Origin of the sequence: Sphingomonas sp. T1, assembly GCF_902506585.1 — a bacterium.
GTDB classification, from domain to species: domain Bacteria; phylum Pseudomonadota; class Alphaproteobacteria; order Sphingomonadales; family Sphingomonadaceae; genus Sphingomonas; species Sphingomonas aerolata.
Genome location: NZ_LR733875.1, coordinates 2,262,277 through 2,282,304, shown reverse-complemented (window position 1 = coordinate 2,282,304; position 20,028 = coordinate 2,262,277). Strand labels below are relative to the sequence as shown.

Below are 20,028 nucleotides of genomic sequence, written 5' to 3'. Positions count from 1 at the left end.
TCAGGCCGCAGGGCGACCGATCTGGTTAAGGAACTGCTGGTGCGAGGGCATACGGTCGACCGCCAGCCGCATCGCATTTGCGATGTGCGCCATGCGCTTGTCGAGTTCGTTTTCGGGCAGCAGATCGGCGAGCGGATGGTAGCGCCGGGGGACAAGCCCCTGCCCGTGCATGACCGCGAGCCAGCTCGTCTCGCTGAACAGTTCATTGTCGTGGCGATATAGCCGGCCATTCTCGCGAAATATCGCGATGCGCTCTTCGAGAGACGTGGGCAACGCCATGCTCCGGCAGTACCGCCACAGCGGGGAGTCATCGCGGGTCGTGGTGGCGTAATGCAGAATGATGAAGTCGCGCACCTGCTCATATTCGACGCGCGTGCGGCGATTATAATAGTCGATGTCGTGCTGGTTGAAACGGCGATCCGGAAAGTTGGTCAGCAAGCGCGCAATCGCCGACTGGATCAGGTGGATCGACGTCGATTCGAGCGGTTCGAGAAAACCGCTCGCCAGGCCGAGCGCGACGACGTTGCGGTCCCAGGCCTTGTGCCGGACGCCGGCCTTGAACTTCAGGAAGTTGGGCTCGGACAAGGGATCACCGTCGAGCGCGGCGTTCAGACCGTCGAGCGCTTCATCGTCGCTCAGGTGATCGGAACAGTACACGTAGCCGTTGCCGGTGCGGGACTGGAGCGGGATGCGCCATTGCCAGCCGGCCGCCTTGGCGGTGGCGCGGGTGTAGGGAAGCGGGTCGGTGGTCCGGCGACAGGCGCGCGCCACCGCGCGATCGCAGGGCAGCCAATGGCTCCAGTCCTCGAAGCCGGCGCCAAGCGCTTCGCTGATCAGGAGGCCGCGAAAGCCCGAACAGTCGATGAACAGGTCGCCCGCAACGCGGCTGCCGTCCTCCAGTGTCACCGCCTGGACATGACCATTGCCGCTGTCGAGGGCGACATCGACGATGCGCCCTTCTGTGCGCCGCACGCCACCGGCCTCGGCCCGCTCACGCAGATAGCCGGCGTAGAGCGATGCATCGAACTGGAACGCGTAACTGATCGTCCCGAGCGGCGAGCCGGCGCGGCTGTGGTCGGGACGCTGAAAACGCTGGGCCCGCGCGGCATCGGCGCCGATGCTGAATCGGTCGAGATCGAGAGCCCCGCCGAGCTGAGCCTGACGCAGCCAGAAATGATGGAAATGCAAACCCTCCATTTCCTGACCATAGGTGCCGAACGGATGAAAATAGCGGTCGCCGATGCGACCCCAATCGACGAACTCGATCCCCAGCTTGAACGTCGCGGCCGTGCGGCGGACGAAGTCGTCCTCGTCGATCCCGAGCAGCCGATTGAAATATTGCAGGTGCGGGATGGTCGCTTCGCCGACGCCGACCGTGCCGATCGCCTCCGATTCGATCAGCTCGATCTCGACCGCGTGGCCCAGGACGCGGGACAGGGCTGCAGCCGCCATCCAGCCGGCGGTGCCGCCACCGACCACCACGATCCTGCGAATGGCAAGTTCGTCCATCGCTCAGCCCTCCGTCGCGGCGCAGTAGGACGCGATGAAGCTCGCATGTGTCGGCATGCGCGATGCAGCGTCCTTCATCGCCGACGCCATGGATTGCAGGCTGTTCGCCACGTCGCGCGCGGGCAGCGCCGCGACGATCGGATCGCATCGTTTGGGCATGATTCCCTGGCCCAGCATCACCGCCACCCAGCTCGGGCGGGCAAAAAGCTCGTCATCATAGCGGAAGATGCGCCCCGTTTCGCGGAACAGTTCCAACTTGTGCCTGAGGCTGTCCGGCACGGTCATGGTCCGGCAATAGCGCCAGAACGGCGTATCGTCCCTGTTCGTCGCGACATAGTGCAGCACGATAAAGTCGCGCACCTGCTCGAATTTCTTCTGCATGTAGCGGTTATATTCTACTCTGAGTATATCGGGAATATCCCCGTTGGGGAACAGCGAGATGAAGCGGCTGATTCCTTCCTGGATCAGATACAGCGACGTCGACTCAAGCGGTTCCAGAAAACCAGCCGCCAACCCGATAGCGATACAATTGCCGCGCCAGAACTGCCGCCGGTGCCCGGCCTTGAAACGGATCGAGCGGGGCTCTGCGAGAAGCGCGCCCTCGACCCCCTTGCGCAGGACCCTCTCCGCTTCGTCATCGTCCATGAAGCTTCGACTGTAGATATGGCCATTGCCCACGCGGCGTTGCGTCGGGATCCGCCACTGCCAACCGGCGGGGCGCGCCGTGGACCGGGTATAGGGCGGAGGCGGTCCGACATGCGCGCTCGGCACCGCCAGCGCGCTGTCGCACGGGAGCCAGGCGCTCCAGTCGACGAAATCGATGTCCAACGTCTGCCCGGTCAGCAGCGCGCGAAATCCCGTACAGTCGAAGAAGAAGTCGCCCTTGACGTGCGCACCCGAGTCCATCGTCACGGCGGCGATGCCGTCGCCCTGCGCGGTCAAATGAACCTCTTTCACCACGCCCTCAATGCGCTTGACGCCCCGCTTCTCGGCGTAACGCCGCAGATATCGCGCGTACAGCGTCGCATCGAAATGATAGGCATAGCGAAGATGCGAGAACACCGATCGCGGGTTCGGGTCAGGCAGGGCGAAGCGACCCGCGCCGGCGGCAACCGCGGAGAGGCTGTAGTCCTCGATCGGTGCAGTGCCGCCCTCCCTGTTCAGGCGCAGCCAATATTGGTGGAAGTCGATCCCCTCCATGTCGACACCGTGCTGGCCAAAGGGGTGAATGTAGCGGTCGCCCTTGTGACCCCAGTCGACGAACTCGATCCCGAGTTTGAACGTCGCCTCGGTGGCACGCATGAACTCGGCTTCGCTGATGCCGAGCATCTGGTTGAAGACCAGCATGTCCGGAATGGTGGCCTCTCCGACACCAACGGTGCCGATCGCATCGGACTCGATGACCGTGATGGACACGTCCTTGCTTTCGACAAGGCTGGAAAGCGCGGCGGCGGTCATCCAGCCGGCCGAGCCGCCGCCGACGATGACGATGGATCCTAGGGGGGCCTGCGTCATTTTCGTGGATCCTGGCGGAGATAGCGTTCCAGCTGCGTCATATAGACGTGGTTCGACGGCAACGCGGCGGCGGCAGTCGCGACCTGCTGTGCCGCATCGTCGAGATAGCGGCGGACCCGTTTGGCATCGGCGCGGTCCGCCAGACGATCATGGCGTCGCGGACGTCGGCCGATACCGAAGTGCATGATCAGCCAGTCCTCGGGATGAAAGGGCTCGAGATCGTAGGAGACGAGCAACCCGCGTTCGGCGAACATTGCGAGCTTGTGCTCGAGTTCCGCGTCCGGCGTGTCGCGCGCCGCGCGCCAGAAATCGCTGTCCGGCAGGGCGGACGTTTCGAGAAGCGCGCGGGTGAAGCGCATCGCATGATCGTGATCCTCGCCATGCCTGCGGTTATACTCGCGTTCTTCGACGGTCATCGACGCAGTCGAAACGGGGATCAGCGTCATCAGCCGTTCGATGTCGCGTTCGAGCAGCATCATGGGCGCCGGCGTGAGGGGCTCGACGATGCCGGCCGCGTGTCCGATACCGACACAGTTCCCCGCCCAGGCGCATCGGCGCCGCCCGAGCGTCGCAGACGCGCTCAGCCCGCCGCCTGTGTCCTGCGACGCACTCGCCGAAGCCGGCGCATCGGAGACCGTCAGCGATCGCGTCGATCCGCGCAGCGGGGTCTGTGCCGCCCAGCCCTGGTCGTGAAACGAAACGCTGCGGACCGGCGGGCCGAGCCGGGCCTCGGCCACGTCGTCAGCGGAGATCTGCAGCGCGCGTCCGCCCAGCCACGCGGGATCGAGCCGGGATAGAAGTTCGGCCGACGGTCCGCTGCAATCGAGATACAGGTCGGCCGTCACCATGTCGGCACCATCGAGTGCGATGCCGGTGATCGCTCCGTCGCTCACCGTGACCTGGGTCAGCGCCCCCTTCAGATGGTGGATGCGACCGGGCGGTACGGCGGCGGCGAAACACCGCGCGTGGCTTGCCGGGTCGAAATGATAGCCATATTCGGCACGCGCCAGCGGCTGCTGACCGGCAGCACCAGGTGATCGCGGGGGATGCGCAAACGTGCCCCGGCTTCCGGCGACTGCACCGAGAAGAAACGGGTCGAGCCGCGCCATGCCCTGTTGTACCAGATACTGGTGCATCAGGACGCCGTCGATCACCGGCAGCGTCAGGTTGAAGCACTGGATCCAGGATCGCCCGCCTTCGGCCCAGTGCACATATTTGCTACCCCAGGAAAAGGCGGCGGAACTGCGGAGTACGAGAGCGGGCTCGGTGACACCGGCCGCCAGGTTGAACGCATAGCTGCCTGGACCGGACACGCTGCCGTAGAAAAGGTCGGTGCACCGGTGATCGCTATCGATCTCTGCAAAGGTGATCCGCACGGTGTCCGGGAGCTGGCGCGCAAGCGTCGCCACCGTCATCCAGGCGGCAAGCCCTCCACCGCAGACCACGACGTGGCTGACGCCGTTGCCCGAGGTAAACGCAGCGGATGCGCCCGGTCCGTCGATCAAGCCCCGGCAACGGCCAGACGCGCCGCTCCTCCGCTTTCCCGGATAAAGGCGGTATGATCGGGTGTCCGCCGTACCGCAGCATCTACCTTGGCGCGCACGTCCGATGCTTTGGCCGTCAGAGCATCGACGCTCATGTTCTCGACGCGCGGATCATGCCGGTCGGGAACGAGATTTTGACCCAGGAACACCGCGACCCAGCTCGGCGACAGGAAGAGGCCGAATTCATATTGGATCAGGTGACCGCGGCTACGCCAGGCCTCGATCCGCTCGGACAGGCTGTCGGGAAGGCGAAGATTGCGGAAATGGCGCCACATCTCGGAGTCGTCGCGTTGCGTCGCGACGTAATGCAGCAGCAGGAAGTCGCGAATGCGCTCATAGTGGAGGCCTATGCGGCGGTTATATTCCGCGATGTCGCGCGCCGCGAATCCCTTGTCCGGGAAGACCGCGAGCAGTTCGGTGATGCCATCCTGGATCAGGTTGATCGACGTCGACTCGAGCGGCTCGAGAAAGCCGCCTGCCAGCCCGATCGCCACGACGTTCTTTTTCCAGAATTCACGCCGCCGCCCCGTCGTGAACGACAGCCGGCGCGGTTTAGCCTGCATCGGTGCGTCGAGCCCCGCAACGAGCTGATCATGTGCCTCGTCATCGGAAATGAAGCTGCTGCAATAGACATGGCCGTTGCCGACACGGTGTTGCAGCGGGATCCGCCACTGCCACCCGGCGGTGCGTGCGGTCGCGCGGGTGAACGGGCGCAGCGCGCCATTGCTCTGCGTCGGGACCGCGATCGCCCGATTGCACGGCAGCCATGCGCTCCAATCGTCATAGCCGCTCTGCAAAGCGGTCTCGATCAGCAGCCCTCGAAACCCCGAGCAGTCGATGAACAGGTCGGCGGATAGCGTCGTGCCGTTCGTCAGCACGACATCGCGCACAAACCCGGTTTCGCCATCCTGTACGACCCTGACCACCTTCCCCTCGATGCGCGACACCCCCCTTTTCTCGGCAAAGCCTCGGAGAAATTTCGCATAAAGCCCCGCGTCGAACTGGTAGGCGTAACCGAAGGTCGACTCGACGGCGTCCAGGTCACCAGCGGGTCGTCGGAAGCGGCCCTGCTCTGCGGCGATGACCGGGTAACTATATTCGTCGATCCGGCTCCGGTCTCCCGATTGGCGCAGCTTCAGCCAATATTGGTAGAAGGGCACGTCGTTGGTCGTCGGCCCGAAATCACCGAACGGGTGGATATATCGATCGCCGCGGCGGCCCCAGTCGCAAAACTCGATCCCCAGCTTGTAGGTGGCCTCCGTCGCCCGCATCATTTCGGCTTCGTCGATGCCGAGCGCGAGGTTGAATGCACGAATATGCGGCAGCGTTGCTTCGCCAACGCCAACGGTGCCGATCTCGTCCGACTCGACCAAAGTGATTGATATCGGGAGCCCCGCCAGCTTGGCCGCCAGGGCGGCCGCGGCCATCCATCCTGCGGTGCCGCCCCCGACAATGCAGATGCTGCTAATGTCAGACTGTTCTGCCACGAACGCCCACCACGTATCTTGCGGGTGCACCACAATATGGCATCGCCGCTGCCCCTCCTGTTCCCCGCGCCTATTGGCGCCTTACGCCTGATTAAAGCCTGAGCGCGGGAAGGCAAGCGCGGTCGCGAACGTCGGCAAGTGATTAAAAGACAAGCATTCTGTCGCAATATTCAGGTCTTGATTGTCGCAGAAAGCGGACGTAGCATTACTCTTACATTTGACGACCGGTCGTGATGAAGAGCTCAAAAGCTCAGATCACTCAGAAGCTGGCGCAGGTGAGGAGGAAGCCCGGAACAAACCGGACAAAGAGGGGATGCTGTGATGCAAAATTCGGTTTTTCCGGCGTTATCAATCTCGACCAAGCGTTTTCTGCTTTCGACCTCGGCGCTATCGATAGCGTTGATCGGGTCACCAGCCATGGCCCAGACGGTTTCGTCACCGGCAAACGAGCAGACCTCGCCGCCGAAATCCGGTTTGCCGGATACCGACCCGGCGACCGCGCCTCAGACGACCGAACTCGACGAGACGACGACCGAGGACATCGTCGTCAGGGGCATCCGAGCCGCACTCGAAAGCGCAAAGGACATCAAGCGCAACGCCGACACGGTCGTCGACTCGATCACAGCCTCCGACATCGCCACCTTGCCCGATCTGTCGGTGGCAGAGGCGCTCGGGCGCGTCCCGGGCGTGACGATCTCGCGGTTCGCGACCGGCGGCGCGTCACCCGATTTCCCCTCACCCGAAGGCCAGGGCAACCTGATCCGCGGCCTGGGCTTTGTCCGCTCCGAGTTCAACGGCCGCGACGCGTTCAGCGCCAATGGCGGGCGCGTGCTCGATTTCTCGAGTATTCCGCCGGAGCTCATCGGCGCAGTCGATGTGTACAAGAACCAGACGGCCGATCTCATCGAGGGCGGCATCAGCGGCACGATCAACCTGCGCACCCTGGAACCATTCGATCGCCAGAAGCCGTTTCTCGCAATCTCGGCGGACAATACCTACACCGACCTTCGTAAAAAGTCGTCGCCGTCGGGCAGCATCACGGGCGGCAGCAGATGGAAGACGGGGATCGGTGAATTCGGCGTGGTAGCGTCGGTTTCGCGGTCAAAGCTGAGTTCGCGTATCAACGGCTGGCAGCAGAATTCGCCGTTTCCGCGCGTGCTCGACGCGACCGGAAACGTTCCGCAGACAAGCCTGACCGGCGCGGCGAAGCTGTCCGAGTTCACAGGCGTCGATCCGTCACGCATCCTTGGTACGACGCCGGGATTTCAGTTGCGTACGAACGATGTCGATCGTGATCGCCGAAGCTATTACGGCGCGCTGCAGTGGAAGAATGACACGCTGCAACTCACGGCCAAGTATATCCGGGTTGAGGAGGACACGGACAGCATCGAGCGGACGTTCGAGTGGTTCCCCGAGCACGATACGGGCACGACGGCAGGGATCAGCAATCTCAAGGTCAAGCCGGGCTTCGGGTCCGACGGTGTCGCGATGTGCAGCGGCGCGGGCGGCTTCCCCTCGAACCCCGGCGACTGCGAGACGCTGATCCCGATCCGCGGCGGTCTGATGGAGTCGGGCTTCGTCACCAACCGGATCGATGCCTGGACGGGCGCGGTCGGATCGCCGGTCGGATCGCTCGGCATCGGCAGGACGGAAGAAAGCAAGACCGAGGATTTCAGCCTCAATCTGCGGTGGCAGCCGACCGAACGCCTGCTGGTGACGGTCGACGGGCAATATACCAAGGCAAGCGCACGGCAGCGTCAGATCTGGGGCGGCTTCAACACCTATCTCGACTGGCAGATTGCGCCCGATCTCGATAACCCGCGGATCGCCTTTTCGGTCAACCCGGCCCATCGCTTCAATCCGGGCAATACGCGCTTCAGCGGTGACAGCGATGCCAATCCGCTCGCGTCGCCGACATCGTCCGGCGATCTGAACGGCGCGACCTGGCAATTTGCGGCCGACCAGTTCCAGGTCGGCAAGGGCGATCTCTACGCCTTCCGTGCCGATACCGCGTACGACGTGTCGGGGAGTGACGGCCTTGCCGGCTGGTTCGACAGCGTCAAATTCGGCGGTCGCTACTCCGAGCGGAGCCAGACGAACTCGGAAATGGCGCTGAACTGGGGTGCCATTTCGCCTGCATGGGATGGTCGCGGCGGTTACGGCGTGGTCGGCACCTTTCAGGAGCCCACCAAGGCTGCAGAAGCCATCAGCTTCGCCAACTTCTTCCGGGGCGGCGTGGTCGAAGGTCCGAACCAGACCTTCGTCTTTGCGAACTCCGCACTTCTCAACGACTATTCCGCATTCCGCAAATATCTGAACGCAGAGCCGCAGCTGGCCAACGGCAATTACAACTGGGTGCCCAGGGGTACGGACGACGGCAGTAAATTCGGGGTCCCCATATTCCGCCCCGAGGACACGTCCAATATCACGGAGCAGACGGCGAACGCGTACGCTCGCCTTGATCTCAAGCACGAGTTCGACAACGGCATGTCGATCGCCGCAAACTTCGGCGTCCGATACGTCCGCACCAAATTGCGATCGACCGGGTTCCAGGCGTTCCGGCCATTCGTGGCCGATGCCCAGACACCCGCGTTTGCCGACACCGATGGCGATGGCGTTCTTGAGCGGACCAGAACCGATGATGCGGAGAGCCGCGACGATCCCGCGGACTTCCTGCCCCAGTCAATCGCGTACGGGGCTCAGGCGGCTGTACCGATCAGCTTCAAGCAGACCAACGAGAACTGGCTTCCGTCCTTCAACCTGCGCTGGAATGTCGACTCGCAGCAACTCGTCCGATTCGCGTACAGCAAGGGGCTGAGCCGGCCGAACGTACAGGACCTGCGTGCGTCGCAGGAATATGTCGTGACTACGAACCGCGTGAACTTCCCACCGATCACCGATGAGAATGACCCGCTGTTCGGCATTGATCGTGGTGCCCAGAACATCACGGCTGGCGACATCCGCGTGAATCGCGGAAATCCGCTGCTGCGACCGACCACGGCCGACAGCTTCGATCTCTCGATCGAGCGCTATTTCCGCGGGGGATATTTCTCCGTCGCCGGATTCTACAAGAGCTTGTCGAATATCGTCACGAATGGCGATCTGGCGTTGGGAACGACGACGCTTGACGGGCAGACGGTCAATATCATCTACAATGGTCAGGTGAATCAGGCCAAAGCGAAGGTCAAAGGCATCGAGGTCAGCTACCAGCAGTTCTTCGACAAATTGCCGGGCGTGCTGAGCCATCTCGGCTTCCAGGGGAATTATACCTATATCGACTCGTCGACGACACCGCCTGCGAACGGCATCGACAGTGATGGCGACGGGAATGTCGATGACCAGACGACCTTCTTCCGGTTCGGCGTCGATGATCTTCTCGGACAATCCGATCACATCCTCAACGTAGTCGGAATTTACCAGGACTCCGCGCTCGAGATGCGTCTGGCGTATAACTGGCGCTCGAAATACCTCACGACCTACCGCGACTATGTGACGGGCAACCCCGTCTATAACTCAGCGGCCGGGTTCCTTGACGCTTCGGTTCGATACAGGATCGGCCCCCTGACGCTGCGCACGTCGGTCGCCAACATCCTCGACACGAAAAGCAAGGCGCGCGTTCAAATCGACCAGAGCGGACAATTATATGATCGGTTCAGTTTCCTGAACGATCGGCGAATCGTCTTCGGCATCCTGTTGCAGTATTGAAGCTATGCGATCGGGACGGTCGAAACCGTCCCGATCTTCTTTCGTGATGGAGGGCATGATGAAATATGCAGTCCTGATAGTAGCGGCGCTGATCTGCACCCCGGCTGCTGCGCAGAAGGGGTATAAAGCAGCGAAGGCGGCAAGTGACGTTGGTTATCAGTCGTCCGTTGGCACTGACGGCAGGGTGACCATCGTCTACACCGGCGCGAAGGGCGCAAAGCCCGATGATGTCGCGAAATTCGCCATGTTGCGGGCGGCGGAACTCACCCAGGATGCCGGTAAGGAGTGGTTCGCCGTCATCAAGGCCGAGACGCGCGACCTTGCTGCCGGTGGCGGCTCCGACCTGCGCGACAAAACCGGCCCGAGCTTCTCTACAGGGACCGGCGCCAGCGCTTCGATGGGTTCGGCCAGTCAGGCGGGCAGCCCTCCCGGGGTGGCCGATGCAGCCGTGCCGAATGGCCCTACGACGGGTGGCTTTGGCGGCGGTGACGTTCCCTATCAGGTGTTGGAACGCTGGCGTCCGAGCCAGTCTGCACAGACCACGGTCGTGATCCAGATGGGATCGGGCGACCAGGCTACATTCCCAGGACTCAACGTGCAGCCGACAATCTATGCTGCTGCGGACGTGATCGAACAGATACGGGGAAAACGCAAATAACGAGCAGCGTGCCGATCGGACACCCTCGATCGACCGGTACATTGGTCGCTAACACCCCCCCTTGGGGCGGCGCACGGCCGCCCCGTTTTTTCGTGGGACGCAGGCTCGGTCGGGTCGGGCGGCTCCGACTTTCGGCGATCGACTATCCGCGATCCTGACAAACCAATGCGAGAGAAAGCCAGCGGGCGCCGGATGAGACGCGCCCCGTTTTTCCCCTCGATTTGGAACCGGGATCCGCACTCGGAATGGACGGGTAAAGCAGCAAATCATTGGCATTCTGAAGACGGGCGCGGTGGTGACGCATGGGAAGCTATGGCAGAGAGGCCGGGAATGCAGGCGTTTGTTCGGCCGCATCTGCAGGTCAAAGCCCCCCTGTCGCACGACCGCTCAGACGGTCGGCTCGCCGGTGAGATATGGATCGACCGGCACCTCCGCCGGAACCGATACCCGCGGCACCGCCCTTGACGCTGCCGCAGCGAGCCATTCGTCGCCGCCGTCCCTGCGCCGGGTGGAGCCGTCACTGCGTGTCGAGACGCGCCCGTAGATCGGTCGTTCGCGGTCCGATGGCGAGCCCGCGAACGTCGCGGCGATGTTGCCGTAGGTCGACGGGTCGCGACCGTCGAGGCTGAGTCGGTCGTTGAGATAGCAGGCTGTGGACCATGCCGCTTCCGGGCTGGGCGTCATCGCGATGATACGTTTGCCCCAGTACATCCGCAAATTGTTGTGCATCCAGCCGTCGACTAGAAATTGCTTCTGGCAGGCATTCCAGGTCTCGTCGCGCGTTTCGCCGTGGAGCATCGCGCTCAACGTCTCCAGCTCGGGGCGGCCATCGGCGGCATGATCTGCAAGCGTGTCGACTGCCCAGCCGGCGACGCGGTCGTAGCGCTCCGGCGCGGCAAGATCCTGCGCCTGATAGTGGAACCACTCGCGCCATCCGAGAAGCTCGTCGGCGAACTTTGCCTTGTGCCTGCTACCTGCATCAGCCGCGGCGACCGCGGCCATCACCTCGCGCGGGCCCAGCACACCAAAGTGCAGATAGGGCGACAATCCGCTGGCGCCGTCCGCGCGCGTGGCGTCGTTGCGCGCTGATGCATAGCCGGGCAACACCTCGGTCACCAGCCGCCGCAACCGTTCCTCTGCCGCGCCCCGACCAGCCGGGTGCAGGTCGCTGACCGGCACCGTATGATCAATCGCGAGACTGGTCACCAGCGCGTCGAGATCGCATGTGTCCAACCTGTCCGGCGTGAAGGGCAGCGTCCCGGCGTAAGCGGGCTGTTCCGGCACCGCCTCCTCCGCCTCCACCCAGTTGGAACGCTCGGGTTCGTGGCTTCGCAGGAACCCCGATCGTCCACGGATGTCGCCGCCCAGCACGGCCGGGGGTACCAGGCACGCAGCCTCGACCGCATAGACCGGCGACGCGGCGCGGGCGGCGACGCGCTCGGACTGCCAGCGGGCGACGTAGGTCGGCTGGTCCTCCACTAGGATCGCCGCCGCCTCGGCGCCAAGCCGGTGCACGAGACCCTTTTCACGGTGCCCAGCCCGATCGACGTGATGAACGCAGGCCAGACCACGCTTCGTGCACCCGGTACCAAGGTCGCGGCTCGCCGCCAGGATGAAGTGGTGCAGCCGGTCGGAGGCATAGGGATAGTCCTCGCGCACGCCGTGGTACACCAGGACCGGCAAACCGAGCGCGCTGCCGAGCAGAATGCTCGCATCAATCACCGGATTGTCGCGAGCCCGCAGCGCCTGCTGCAGCCAGCACAGGACGTACCGGCCGCTGACGTTCATCGCGCGGTCGTTCAGCACCCGCACGCGCGGCGCTTCTCGCCAGTCGCGAAGACCGGCAGGCAGAACGGCCGTCACCATCCCATGCTGCCCGGTATGCCTTTGAACGGCCCCACAAGGTCCGACGTTATCCAGCCGCCGTAAAACCCGCCGGGCTGCGGGACCACCTGCTCGCCGTCCACCGTGCATCTATCGAGCGGACCGGCATAGAAGGCGACATGGTCGCGCAAGACCGCAAAGGCCGGCGTCGGCTCCGGATAGCTCCACGCCACGTCGCGCAGCACTTCGGCTCCGATCGCCAGGTGCCAGTAGACCGCGTGGCCCTTCCACTCGCAGAACGAACGTCGCTCCGAACGGCGAAGCAGGCCGAGGTTCAGAGCGTCTGGCGGCAGGTACCAGCTGGGCGGATGGCTGGTCTCCAGCGTGCGGACAGCCCGGCGCGTATCGGCGACGAGGACGCCGCGATGCTCGATGCGGATCCACCGCTCGCTCGCTTCGGCGATGGCCGGGCGAGGAAAGCGCCACACGCTCTCCTGGCCGGGCGCGAGTGAAGGATCGCGGTCGTTGTCGCTCACCGGCGACGACCGAGCCAGATGCCGATACCCGCAAGGCCGAGCACCGCGATACCGGACGTCGCAGCCGCGACCTTGCGCCCCCGGTGCGGATCGCGTCGGCCGCCATCCGGACCGGCTGCGACGCCGGGCTCGAACAATACCCCGTCGCTGTCGTCACCGTCGGGTGCGCGCGCTGACCAGGTGTCGAGGAAGCCGCTCAGGATCGCCGCCAGCAGGTTCGGCGCTGCGAACTCCCCCAGCTTGAAGGCGATCGCCGGCGCGCCGACTGCGGTGAGATTGCGGGGTCGCGTGGCGAGCCCCACGACGGCCTTCGCAACCGTCTCGGGTGCGAGCGAACCCGGCGGCAACGCGAGCCGTGCGCCCGTATAGTTGCCGGCGTGGTCGACGCCGGGCGTGTCGACGAAAGTCGGACAGACGTCGCATATATGGATGTGCGGGCGCTTCGACACCTCGCCGCGGAGTGCCGCACTGAACCCGCGCAACCCGAACTTGCTCGCCGAATAGGCCGCCGCATACGGCGTCGCAACGAAGCCGCCGGCCGAGATCATGTTGACCCAGGTGCCGCGATCCTGCGCCAGGAAGATCGGCAGCACCGCGTGCACATCATTCATGTGAGCGACGAGGTTCACGTCGACGACGCGCGCATGGTCTGCGATCGGCACGTCCTCGTACCGGCCGAGCACGCCGACCCCCTCGCAGCTGAACCACAGGTCGATGCCACCGAGCAGGTCGCGGGCCTCGGCAGCGAATGTCGCCACCGCGGCTGCATCCGTACAGTCGACGGGCCGGACGATCGCGCTGCCGCCCGCCGCGGCACAGCGGCTAGCGACGTCGTCCAGCCCTTCCCTGCCGCGGGCACCCAGGACGACCCGTGCGCCCGCCGCCGCGAAGGCCACCGCCGTGGCCGCGCCGATACCGCTCGATCCACCGGTGATCACCACCCGGTGCCCGGCGAGCGTGTGATCCGCGCTCATTGGACCATGCTCGGGGTGTTTGGCCGCACTGCGTCGGCGAGAAGACGCTGTGGCGTCGGAGGGGCTGGCCTGTCATCATGCATAGCCCCTCCAACGTTCTGAAGGCGCTGCGGTGTCCCACGAGCGCCGCAGAACCCATCTCACCGTATCGGGCTCGAGCTTCGAGATGTGCTCTCACTGCGGAATACCGGCCGATTTGAACGCGACGCAGGTGCGTGCGTTGGTGTTGCTTGAGACGGGGCGCGCGCCCTTGGAACGCTAGGACACGAGATGGCAAAGCCCTTTAAGATTGCAGTACCCGACGAGCGGCTCGCCGGCATCAACGCCAAGGTCGCATCGTTCGACTGGGGCGCGCTGCCGGACGCCGGAAGCTGGACGTCAGGGGTCGGCCTTGCGGACCTCAAGCGGCTCGTGGACCATTGGCGCATGCGGTTCGACTGGCGCGCACAGGAACGTCGGCTGAATGCTCTACCCCAGTTCACGACGGAGGTGCTGGGCGAAAAGCTTCACTTCATCCATGCGCGGGGCGATGGTTCGCGCCCACCCCTGCTCCTGCTGCATGGCTGGCCGGGCTCGTTCCTGGAATTCGAGGCGCTCATCGCGCCATTGGTCGCCGACGGCCATGACGTCGTCGTGCCCTCGCTTCCGGGCTACGCCTTTTCCGGGCGCCCTGCCGCGCCGATCGGACCGCGCCGAACAGGCGCGTTGATGCACGGTCTGATGACCGAGCTTTTCGGCGATGCGCGCTATCTGGTGCAAGGTGGTGACTGGGGCGCGGCGATTGGAAGCTGGATGGCGCACGATCATCCCGAAGCCGTGGCAGCGCTGCACCTCAACATGGTTCTCCTTCAGGCGGCGGACATATCGCCGAAGACGCCCGACGAACTTGCTTGGGCGGCACGACGGGCGACCTTGGCGAAAGAAGAAACCGGCTACGCGCACGAACAAGGCACGCGTCCGCAGACGCTCGGCATTGCCATGTCGGACAGTCCCGTCGGCGTTGCCGCCTGGATTCTGGAGAAGTTCGGCGCTTGGGCGGACGTGCCGCGTGATGAACAGGGTCGGCCCGATCTCTGGCAGGCGTTCGACGAAGATACGCTCCTCACCAACATCATGCTGTACCTCGTCGAGGGGTCCTTCATCACGTCCACCTGGATGTATCGCGGCCGCATGCTGGAGGGTTCGGGCGAACTTCCGGCAGGCAGCCGTATCAAGGTGCCGACCGGCGTCGCAGCCTTCCCCGACCCCGTTTTCCCGCCGCCCCCGCGCTCGCAGGCACGCAAGACCTACAACATCGTCCACTGGAGCGAGATGGAGGCGGGTGGCCATTTCGCGGCGCTCGAACAGCCCAGGCTTCTGCTGGCGGATATGCGACGCTTCTTTGCCGACCAGGCGTCCTCGAAAGCGCGCAGGCGGCGTCGGATCACCGCCGCGGCGGGTGTCGTCGGCGTTGCCGCTATAGGATTTTGGACGTTGGCGGACAGTCATCGACGCCCGGACGATACCCAAGCCCGGCATCGCGCGACCTACCCGCCACTGGATGTCCCGAAAGCTTTTGCCGAGGGTATCTGGATCGTCGACAGCGGACCGATAAACGCGATGGGGATAGCGCTGCCCGTGCGCATGACGATCGTCCGCCTCGAAAATGGCGATCTGCTTCTGCATTCGCCGACCCCCTATTCGGCCGCGCTGGCCAAGGCGATCGAAGCGCTGGGCCGGGTACGGCATCTCGTTGCCCCCAACATCGCGCACTGGACCTACATTGCCGATTGGCAACGGGCCTACCCGGATGCGACCAGCTGGGGTGCGCCAGGGCTGCGGGACCGGGCACAGGTCCGCGCATCGTCGGTGCGGTTCGATGCCGAACTCGGTGGAACGGCCCCGGCGGAATGGTCGGACACACTTGATCAAGGCATGGTGCCGGCGGGCGCTGGCTTCAACGAGATTTGGTTCTTCCACCGGCAGACTAGGACGCTCGTGCTCGTCGACCTCATCGAAAACCTCGATCCTGACAAGCTGCCGCCTGTCACGCGGCTATTGATGCAGGCCTCCGCTGCCACGAACGGCACGACCGCACGGTACCTTCGGCTACCAGTACGGCTAGGCGGCGCGGACGCTAGAAACGCGGTGCGAGCGATCGTGGCGCTCGAGCCTGACCGGGTGATCTTCGCTCATGGTCAGCCGTTCGACACCAATGGTGCGGCACGACTGAAGCGTGCTTTCGAATGGCTGATCTAGGCAGGCCTTAGGGCAGCTTCCGTGCCTAACTGCAGCGCTGCATCGCGCACCTGCCCGACGCGATCGAGGCAGTTCAGAAGAGTGATGCACGCTGCGCCGAAACGGTTTGCGCGTTGCGCATCGAAGACGTTTACAAGGAGTCACCAATGTCGTTTCCCCGTCCGTACGTCGCGTCCCCGCTCCGGTATGACAGCGGCATGCCCTATCGACGCACCGGCCGAAGCGGGCTGAGGCTGCCGGCAATCAGCCTGGGGCTGTGGCAGAACTTCGGCGGACAGGATGTGTTCGAGACGGGGCGAGCCATCCTGCGGCGGGCATTCGATCGTGGCGTGACCCACTTCGATCTCGCCAACAATTACGGCCCGCCCTATGGCTCGGCCGAAGAAAATTTCGGTCGCATCCTCGCCTCCGATTTCGCGGCCCATCGCGACGAACTCATCATCTCGACCAAGGCGGGTTGGGACATGTGGCCCGGACCGTATGGCGATGTCGGTTCATCCAAAAAATACCTGATTGCGAGCTGCGACCAGAGCCTCAAGCGAATGGGCCTCGACTATGTCGACATCTTCTATTCGCACCGGGTGGATGCCGCGACCCCGCTCGAGGAGACGATGGGCGCGCTGGTGCAACTCCATCGACAGGGCAAGGCACTATATGTCGGCATCTCCTCCTACGAGCCGGGGCTTACCCGCCGTGCGGCCGAGATTCTGGCCGCGGAAAAGGTGCCGCTGTTCATCCACCAGCCCAGCTATTCGATCCTGAACCGGTGGATAGAGCGCGATCTGCTGGCGACGCTGGAGGAGCTGGGCGTCGGCTGCATTGCCTTCTCACCCTTGGCGCAGGGCATGCTGACGAATAAATACCTCAGGGGCGTTCCACAGGATGCGCGAGCAACCCGTGACGGGTCGCTGTCGCAGGCCTTGCTCACGGATCAGAACCTTGCTGCCATCCGTACCCTGAACGAAATCGCAGGTGAGCGCGGACAAACGCTGGCCCAGATGGCGATCGCGTGGGTCTTGCGCGACCCGCGCGTCACGTCGGCGCTGATCGGCGCCCGGACGGTCGAACAGCTCGACGACTCGCTGGACTCTGTAAAGACGCTCGATTTCTCCGCCGACGAACTCACCGCGATCGACAACGCGGCCGACGATGGCGGCGTCAATCTCTGGTCGGGATCATCTGACATCACTGCTCTGCCGGCAGCACAAGGAGTGCCCGCCTGAACAACGGTCAGGACGACCGCCTTCAGGACATTCCAGGCGGCGTTTGCGCGCCCTACCTTCAGACATCCGTTCATGCCCGGTTAGTTCGCCGACAGCGGTGCACAATTGCTAGAATACGCGATGCCGTGATCTGTTTGAGAAAACCACGTTTATTGAGCCTTGCCCCGTCGTGATCTGAGCGCCTCGCTAGGCTTGTAAATGCCCGCCTCGATCGAAGACCTCCGATGTCAGGTTGATAGCGGAATGCCTGCTTTCGATCCAGACCAAGCGGGGCGCCGCCTCAACGGGCCGGGACGACATAGTCGTGTGTTCCGATCTGGCGATGCAGCTTGAGCGAGCCGCCAGCCTGACGCTGCCACAGCCGGATGCCCCCGCCCTTGACGGTGCCCGACTGGCCCCCCGCGGTCCACTCGACGCGGAATTTGGGATATTCGATCACCCACGCACCGTGATTTTCGAATGCCAGGGTCCAGACCCGCACGTCGCGGAAGGTCGCGCCGCTTCCCGCTGCAGTATAGGCGGTCAGATAGGGGCGGATCTCGGCCATGCCGCGTTTGGGCGTATCGGCGAAGGGCATGAAGACGGCGTCGTCGGTGTAATCCACGAGCTTCGCCTCGACATCCTTGGTCCGCACGGCCTCGGCGTCGCGGTCGTTATGCGCCCGTAGGAATTCGCCCACGGACCGATCGCCTGCGGCTAGCGGGATGGGCGAGGACGACGGCTCCGGGATCGCGGTGAAGAAGCCCGCGGGATCGGCCAGTGGGCGGAAATAGCCCCAGGTGTCGGCCTTGAGCCTGAGGCTGCCGTCCCGCTCGACGCCCCAGACATGCGCGTATTTTCCCCGCTCCTCATCGATGCGGTCGGACCAGCGGATCGTGAAGGTTCCGATCTCGACCAAAGTGTCGTCCAGCTCGAGGACTTCGCTTGCCACCGGCACATAGCTGGTCACACGCCGCCGCTCGCGCATCGCGCGGTGATAGGCCGCAATCTGGCGCGTGCCGATCAGCACCGGCTGATATTCGGGCATCGAGCGCGCATCTGCGCGGTAGAGCATGGCGCGGGCATCAACATCATTGGCGAGCATCGCCTGACGCAGCTTAGCGTGCGCGGCGTTGACGCGTTCGGTCGGCGTCGCGGGAGGTCCGAACAACAGGTGCCGCGCGAAGAAGGGCAGCACATCGGTGTAGAAGCGCCCCTGCTCGCCCCAATGCCGGTCGCGAAAGCCGCCACCATGCTCCTCGGCTTCGTGCGGCACGCCATATTCGGCGAGGAGATTGGAAAAGGCCTGCGCGCCATAGACATGATCGACCAGCGTGTCCTGACGCCCCCAGTCGAACTTGAAGCCCCGCAGCGATTTGAGATTGTCGGCATAAGCGGGGAGCAAGGCCGTCAGCGCGAATCCCTGTTTGAAACGCGCCGTACGGTCGCTGTCCACTACGATGCGCCCGTCGACACGCCGCGCCGGTGGATCGAAGAACAGCGGCGGTCGGTTCGGGTTCGGCGCGAAGGCCTGATAGATCGACGTGAAGATCAGCGAGAAGCCGTCGTCCCGCAGATCGTCGAGCGATGTCGCGCGCGCCATGCGTTCGAAGTTCGGGCGGCTGTGCGTCGGCTGAATATTGGGGCCGCTCGCCACCGGCTGCATGCCATAGACCGCGCCGAACATGTCCGGATGGCGCATGCCGAAGCGGATCGCGCCATACGCCCCCGGACCGTCCCCCGCGATCCCGCGCGAATCCCGGGTGGCGAGCGTGCGGTAGGTGGCATCGATGTGCGGCACCAGCTCGCGCACCATGAAATCCTCCCAATTGCCCGTCGCCGGCGAATTCACGTACCATGAACTGCCCGCGGGGGTCGTGAAGTCGGCGGTCACGACGATGACGTCGCCGATCAGACCCTGCCCTATCGCCTTGTCCAGCAACGCCTTTGCGCCATGGCTGGCGAAGGGTTCGCGGTGATCTTCGAAGAAATAGTTGAGGAAGTAGAGGACGGGAAATCGCTTGCCCGGCTCGGCGTAGCGCGGCGGCAGATAGACCGTGAGGTTGCGGACTGGCGAGATGCCGATCTTGCTGCCGGCGAAGCCGGTCGATTGCAGCGTGCTGGCAACCAGCCGGCCCTGCGGCTGCGCCATCGCGGGAGCGACGAACAGCGCCAGCAAGCAACAGGCAACGGCGTAAAGCTTGCGTAACCCGCTCATGACGACGCTCCATCGCTTTGCCGCGTGGGGCCTGATGTACGCCGGAAGGGAATCACGAGTGTCTCGCGTTCCTGCCCCTCCGAGCGATTGAGGAAATAGACCGTGAAGCTATCCGGCCCGGTTCGCGAGAAAGTCGCGCCGTCGAAGTAGAAGCTGGTCGAATTGCGATCGACCAGCGGACGGTCGATGTAAGCCGCCTGCGCTTCCCAACCGGCGAGTTCCGGCGTGAAGTGCTTGACCCGAAGCGTGAGCGAATGTCCAATCTCGGCGAACACGCCGATCTCGTAAAAGGCCAGGATCTGGGGAGCGAGCGCGCGGACGAAGCCTGGAAGCTGCCCAAAGCGAGGACTGAGAAGCACATGCTCGACCGGGCCATCGGGCATGTCGCCGATCCAGTGGCCCTCGATCCACGCCATGTCGGCGATCGTCGCACGCGGGGCCTGGCGACCTTCGGCGTGAAGCTTGATCATGGCCCGGGGGTTGGCGCGTTGCGCCGATGAAGGGCTTGCGTGGAACAGGATCGCCAGCGCGAATACCGCCGTCGGAAACCTGAAAAGGGCATATGCCCTGTGCCTCAACCCCATGCCCACCCCCTGTCTTGGTTGAGCGGCATACGGG

General features: G+C 64.2%; 13 protein-coding genes. 4 read left to right on the top strand and 9 right to left on the bottom strand.

Annotated features, from left to right (window positions below; all coding sequences use genetic code 11):
- Genes GV027_RS10340 through GV027_RS10325 form a run of 4 tightly spaced genes read right to left on the bottom strand, consistent with a single transcriptional unit; the run spans nucleotide 1 to nucleotide 6,055 of the window.
- A complete protein-coding gene (locus GV027_RS10340; protein WP_159511810.1) occupies nucleotides 1-1,509 on the bottom strand; it encodes a tryptophan halogenase family protein in 1,509 nt (502 codons plus the stop codon).
- A gap of 3 nt (nucleotides 1,510-1,512) precedes the next feature.
- Nucleotides 1,513-3,024 (bottom strand): tryptophan halogenase family protein, encoded by a 1,512-nt coding sequence (locus GV027_RS10335; protein WP_159511809.1) that lies wholly within the window; start codon nucleotides 3,022-3,024, stop codon nucleotides 1,513-1,515.
- Complete coding sequence (locus GV027_RS10330) at nucleotides 3,021-4,529, bottom strand: tryptophan 7-halogenase (protein WP_159511808.1); 1,509 nt, start codon at nucleotides 4,527-4,529, stop codon at nucleotides 3,021-3,023. The genes GV027_RS10335 and GV027_RS10330 overlap by 4 nt, the downstream gene beginning before the upstream one ends.
- The gene (locus GV027_RS10325; protein WP_268893561.1) at nucleotides 4,526-6,055 is read right to left on the bottom strand and encodes a tryptophan halogenase family protein; all 1,530 of its coding nucleotides are present in this window, start codon (nucleotides 6,053-6,055) and stop codon (nucleotides 4,526-4,528) included. Before GV027_RS10325 ends, GV027_RS10330 begins: the two co-directional genes overlap by 4 nt.
- Before the next feature lie 417 nt (nucleotides 6,056-6,472).
- Here GV027_RS10325 and GV027_RS10320 point away from each other — a divergent pair, with 417 nt between their 5' ends.
- Nucleotides 6,473-9,760 (top strand): TonB-dependent receptor, encoded by a 3,288-nt coding sequence (locus tag GV027_RS10320; protein ID WP_201302607.1) that lies wholly within the window; start codon nucleotides 6,473-6,475, stop codon nucleotides 9,758-9,760.
- 58 nt (nucleotides 9,761-9,818) lie between these two features.
- A complete protein-coding gene (locus GV027_RS10315) occupies nucleotides 9,819-10,418 on the top strand; it encodes a CC0125/CC1285 family lipoprotein (RefSeq protein WP_156363414.1) in 600 nt (199 codons plus the stop codon).
- A 387-nt stretch (nucleotides 10,419-10,805) separates the two neighbouring features.
- Here GV027_RS10315 and GV027_RS10310 read toward each other — a convergent pair whose 3' ends face one another.
- Genes GV027_RS10310 through GV027_RS10300 form a run of 3 tightly spaced genes read right to left on the bottom strand, consistent with a single transcriptional unit; the run spans nucleotide 10,806 to nucleotide 13,752 of the window.
- On the bottom strand, nucleotides 10,806-12,281 hold the full coding sequence (locus GV027_RS10310) for a deoxyribodipyrimidine photo-lyase (protein ID WP_236559157.1): 1,476 nt from the start codon (nucleotides 12,279-12,281) through the stop codon (nucleotides 10,806-10,808).
- On the bottom strand, nucleotides 12,278-12,778 hold the full coding sequence (locus GV027_RS10305) for a DUF427 domain-containing protein (RefSeq protein ID WP_159511804.1): 501 nt from the start codon (nucleotides 12,776-12,778) through the stop codon (nucleotides 12,278-12,280). Before GV027_RS10305 ends, GV027_RS10310 begins: the two co-directional genes overlap by 4 nt.
- On the bottom strand, nucleotides 12,775-13,752 hold the full coding sequence (locus tag GV027_RS10300) for an SDR family oxidoreductase (RefSeq protein WP_159511803.1): 978 nt from the start codon (nucleotides 13,750-13,752) through the stop codon (nucleotides 12,775-12,777). The genes GV027_RS10305 and GV027_RS10300 overlap by 4 nt, the downstream gene beginning before the upstream one ends.
- Nucleotides 13,753-14,022: 270 nt before the next feature.
- Between GV027_RS10300 and GV027_RS21230 the strand changes: the two genes are divergently transcribed.
- Both GV027_RS21230 and mgrA read left to right on the top strand, forming a co-directional pair.
- Nucleotides 14,023-15,990: an alpha/beta fold hydrolase gene (locus GV027_RS21230; RefSeq protein WP_201302606.1), complete on the top strand. Its 1,968-nt coding sequence runs from the start codon at nucleotides 14,023-14,025 to the stop codon at nucleotides 15,988-15,990.
- A 146-nt stretch (nucleotides 15,991-16,136) separates the two neighbouring features.
- Nucleotides 16,137-17,213: an L-glyceraldehyde 3-phosphate reductase gene (gene mgrA / locus GV027_RS10290; protein WP_159511802.1), complete on the top strand. Its 1,077-nt coding sequence runs from the start codon at nucleotides 16,137-16,139 to the stop codon at nucleotides 17,211-17,213.
- Nucleotides 17,214-17,493: 280 nt separating this feature from the next.
- On the opposite strand, the gene GV027_RS10285 is transcribed toward mgrA, so the two are convergent.
- Both GV027_RS10285 and GV027_RS10280 read right to left on the bottom strand, forming a co-directional pair.
- Nucleotides 17,494-19,410 carry an alpha/beta hydrolase-fold protein gene (locus tag GV027_RS10285; RefSeq protein ID WP_159511801.1) on the bottom strand — a complete coding sequence of 639 codons (1,917 nt, stop codon included), beginning with the start codon at nucleotides 19,408-19,410 and terminating at the stop codon, nucleotides 17,494-17,496.
- A complete protein-coding gene (locus GV027_RS10280; RefSeq protein WP_159511800.1) occupies nucleotides 19,407-19,880 on the bottom strand; it encodes a DUF6265 family protein in 474 nt (157 codons plus the stop codon). The genes GV027_RS10285 and GV027_RS10280 overlap by 4 nt, the downstream gene beginning before the upstream one ends.
- Nucleotides 19,881-20,028: the final 148 nt, after the last annotated feature.